This window comes from Pseudomonadales bacterium (assembly GCA_013215025.1).
Lineage (GTDB): Bacteria > Pseudomonadota > Gammaproteobacteria > Pseudomonadales > DT-91 > DT-91.
Map to the genome: position 1 here is coordinate 1 of JABSRR010000116.1, position 4,345 is coordinate 4,345.

Annotated in this window: 5 protein-coding genes; 1 reads left to right on the plus strand and 4 read right to left on the minus strand. The window is 46.9% G+C overall.

Annotated features, from left to right (window positions below; translation table 11 throughout):
• Positions 1-485, plus strand: a 485-nt coding sequence (locus tag HRU21_08695; protein ID NRA42367.1) for a PDZ domain-containing protein, incomplete at its 5' end; no start/stop codon positions are given.
• 189 nt (positions 486-674) lie between these two features.
• Here the strand turns inward: HRU21_08695 and HRU21_08700 are convergent.
• The 4 genes from HRU21_08700 to HRU21_08715 form a co-directional block, all read right to left on the minus strand.
• Positions 675-1,733: a histidinol-phosphate transaminase gene (locus HRU21_08700; GenBank protein ID NRA42368.1), complete on the minus strand. Its 1,059-nt coding sequence runs from the start codon at positions 1,731-1,733 to the stop codon at positions 675-677.
• A gap of 9 nt (positions 1,734-1,742) precedes the next feature.
• On the minus strand, positions 1,743-3,035 hold the full coding sequence (gene hisD / locus HRU21_08705; protein NRA42369.1) for a histidinol dehydrogenase: 1,293 nt from the start codon (positions 3,033-3,035) through the stop codon (positions 1,743-1,745).
• A 34-nt stretch (positions 3,036-3,069) separates the two neighbouring features.
• A complete protein-coding gene (locus tag HRU21_08710) occupies positions 3,070-3,726 on the minus strand; it encodes an ATP phosphoribosyltransferase (protein NRA42370.1) in 657 nt (218 codons plus the stop codon).
• The coding region (locus HRU21_08715) for a UDP-N-acetylglucosamine 1-carboxyvinyltransferase (GenBank protein ID NRA42371.1) at positions 3,726-4,345 on the minus strand (620 nt) is incomplete at its 5' end. The genes HRU21_08715 and HRU21_08710, both read right to left, overlap by 1 nt.

Here is a 4,345-nt window from a genome sequence, read left to right on the forward strand (position 1 = left end):
ACGCAGCAGTGAATACCGGCAGCTCAGGAGGCGCACTTATTAACGGCCAAGGGCAGCTTATCGGCATAACATCAGCTAATTACACTCGCACCGGTGGCTCCTTGGGTATCGCGCTTGCGACACCCGTAGAAATTATCAGCAAAGTCCTGCGTGATATCGTTGATTATGGCTTTGTCGTGCGCGGCTGGATAGGGCTTAAGCTAACACAAATAACAGCTGAACTCGCTAAACAACGCGGATTTTCAACTAGCAGCGGCGTGATGGTGACTTTCATTCACCCTCAGAGTCCTGCTGCCTCAGCTGGCATAAAACTAGGCGACATCATTACTGCCATAGACAATAAACCGATCAATACCGGACATGATGGCCTGCTAGAGGTTGCAGAGATGGAACCAGGCAAAACTGTTAGCATAAGCCTCATCAGAGATGAGCAGGCTACAAGCCTAGATATTCAACTAGATATACGCCCTATTAATGCCAAGTAATAACTATATTAGAGTGAAGTTATAATTAACTGATAGCTAAGTCAGCAGACAGTGCAAACCTACCATTATATACACTTAAATTTTAGTCGTTTTGAGACTGTTTTAGAGTAGCTTTAAATTTTTAAAGCTGTATAGGGCATCAAAAGCAAAACCCTAAAGGTAATGAAAAGCCGCGATTTAAAAGCGTAACTATGGTGATAAGAATTGCGCGATGGCGTCCAATAGCGACTGCATTTCCTCGTCGGTGCCGATACTTATTCTTAAATAAGCGTTAATCCGCGGCTTATCAAAATAGCGCACTATAATATTTTTTTGACGCAGTGCGGCAAATAATTCTGCGGCGTCACAAGGTGGTTTAACCAGTAAAAAATTGGCTTTAGAGTCTAGCACTTCAAAGGCCAAATCTTGTAATGCTGCAACCGTTGCCACTCGCGTGGCAATAACGCGCTGACAAGCTTGCTGAAAATACTCGGGGTCAGACAGAGAGGCTAATGCTGCTGCTTCACTCAGGCGATTAACTGGATAAGAGTTGAATGAGTTTTTTACCCGCTCTAAGGCCTCAATGAGATCAGCATGGCCAATCGCATAGCCCAGACGAATACCGGCTAGCGCACGCGACTTCGAAAAGGTTTGCACCACTAATATATTGGCATAATCCTGAACCAAGGAAATCGCGCTCTCACCACCAAAATCAACATAGGCCTCATCGACAATTACCACAACGTCAGGATGCCTGCGAGCAAGCTCAACCACTTGATCCAACGCTAAAAACTTACCCGTAGGCGCATTCGGATTCGGAAAAATAATGCCACCGCAGTCATCTGGGTAATCATTAATATCAATTGAAAAATCATTATCAAGAGCTATTGTGTTAAATGCGATATCGAATAGCTGGCAGTAGACTGGATAAAAACTATAGCTTATATCAGGAAAACAAATCGCTGACTTATTCTTAAAAAACGCAGCAAAAGCATGCGCCAGTACTTCATCAGATCCATTACCTACAAACACTTGATCTTGCTGTACTGAAAACTCTGCTGCTATAGCTTGTTTCAGCTGCAGTGAGTTCGGATCCGGGTACAAACTCAACTGCGCACTAGCAAAACTGGACAAGGCTGCATCAACCTTGGGCGATGGTGGATAAGGGTTTTCGTTAGTGTTCAGCTTAATTAAACTGCTTAGCTTTGGCTGCTCACCAGGCACATAGGGCTGAAGGCGCTTTACGCTATCACTCCAAAACTTCGACATAGCTAAAACCTACTCTTTAACTCGATATAAGGCCGATAGAGCATGCGCTTGTAACGACTCGCCATAGGCTAAGGTGGAGGCAATTTTGCCTAACTCGCTGGCACCAGCCGCTGAGCAATGAATAATAGAACTGCGTTTCTGAAAATCATAAACACCTAATGGCGATGAAAAACGAGCTGTTTGTGAGGTCGGCAAAACGTGATTGGGCCCGGCGCAATAATCGCCCAGCGCCTCAGCCGTGTAACGCCCCATAAAAATCGCACCGGCATGGCGAATCTGCGTCAGCGCGGACTCTGGGTCGGCCACAGAAAGCTCTAAGTGCTCTGGTGCGATATCGTTAGCTAATGCGTAAGCTTCAGCCAGATCTTGCACCAAAATCATCGCACCACGGCAGCGCAACGATTCTTTAATAATGGCTTCACGAGGCATAGTTGGTAAGAGCTTATCTATGGCCTCCTGAACTGCTGATAAAAACTCTGCATCCGGACACAACAAGATAGACTGCGCATTCTCATCGTGCTCCGCCTGAGAAAACAAATCCATTGCAATCCATTCCGCTGGTGTTTGCCCGTCGCAAATGACCAGTATCTCGGACGGACCCGCTATCATATCAAGCCCAACCGTGCCAAACACCATGCGTTTAGCCGTAGCTACGAATATATTGCCCGGACCAACAATTTTATCTACCTTAGGTATAGTCTCGGTACCGAAAGCCAGTGCCGCAATCGCTTGCGCGCCACCGATGGTATATATTTCATCAACGCCTGCAACATGCGCGGCTGCCAGCACCATGTCACTAAGCTCACCTGCAGGCGCAGGCACAACCATAACAATGCGTTCGACTCCGGCCACTTTAGCAGGGATCGCATTCATTAACACAGAGGACGGATAGGACGCTTTGCCGCCCGGCACATAAATACCCACTTTATCGAGCGCCGTAACTTTTTGTCCGAGGACTGTGCCATCAGCTTCAGTATATGACCAGCTTTGCTGTTTTTGATGCTCATGATAGTGACGCACCCGCGTCGCAGCCTGCTCTAGCGCCGATAATTCAGCGGCATCAATGCGTGCGACGGCTTGCTGAATCGCTTCAGCTGAGACCACCAAATCACGAATATCATCAATATTAACGCGATCGAATTGATTGGTATAACTGACCACAGCGGCATCACCTTGCTGCTTCACGGCTGCCACAATTGCTTCGACTGCGGTAACAACCTGCTGGTCGGAGACTTCTTCCCAAGCAAGCAACTGCTGAAGCTGTGAAGAAAAATCTGCTTGCTGTGTGGATAACTGTTTCATCTATTCGCTCTTGGGCTAACACCCATAAAAAACTTTATAAAGCCTGCTCAATCAACTGAGTTAGCTGCTTTATCCGCGCATGCTTCATCTTCATTGATGCCTTATTCACAATTAAGCGCGAACTGATATTGGCTTCAATCATATCCCATGGCTCTAAGCCATTGGCCTTTAAAGTATTACCGGTATCGACAATATCAACAATTTCATCTGCTAGACCCATAATCGGCGCCAGCTCCATTGCTCCATAAAGTTTAACCACATCCACTTGTACGCCTTGTTTGGCATAAAAGTCTTTTGCCACATTGACAAATTTCGTNGCGACTTTAATCCGACGATCTCGAATCGGCTGCTGCCCCTGTTTACCTGCGGTCATTAAACGACAACGTGCAATATTTAAATCCAGCAGCTCATAAATACCGAGGTCGCCACATTGGTCGGCCGAGGCATTGGCGTACTCCATCAACATATCTTTGCCCGCAATACCCAAATCAGCAGTACCAAAGCGCACATAGGTAGTCACATCAGAGCCACGCAGCACCAGTAATTGCACATCCGCTTGGTTAGTGGCAAATAATAATTTACGACTTTTTTGGATATCATCCAGCGGGCGAATATTCGCTGCCTCAAGCAACGGCAGGGTTTCTTCAAGTATTCGTCCCTTGGTCAGGGCAATGGTTAATTGTTGAGACATTAGGCCGGTACCCGTTTAATTTTAGCGCCTAATAGCTGCATTTTTTCTTCAATACACTCATAACCGCGGTCAATATGGTAAATACGGTCAATCATTGTCTCGCCTTCAGCGAGTAAACCGGCAATCACCAAACTGGCAGAGGCACGTAAATCCGTCGCCATCACCGGTGCAGCCTTCAAGGTTTCAGTACCCGTAATAATGGCCGTATTACCCTCTAAATGAATATTAGCGCCCATGCGATTCATTTCATGTGCCTGAATCAGGCGGTTTTCAAAAATTGTCTCAACCACCGTACCCGTGCCTTCTGCGACAGCATTCATAGCGGTAAACTGCGCTTGCATATCGGTAGGAAAACCCGGATAAGGTGCAGTTTTTAGGTTTACCGCTTTAGGACGATTGCCATGCATATCTAAACTGATCCAGTCATCGCCAGTTTCAATCTCGGCACCCGCCTCTTGCAGCTTGGCCAACACCGCATCCAATGAGCGAGAATCGCAATCTTTTAATTTAACCTTGCCTCGCGTGGCCGCTGCCGCAACCAAGTAGGTGCCTGCTTCGATGCGGTCAGGCATCACCGAAAACTCGCCGCCGGACAACTCTTCAACCCCATCAATAGTTA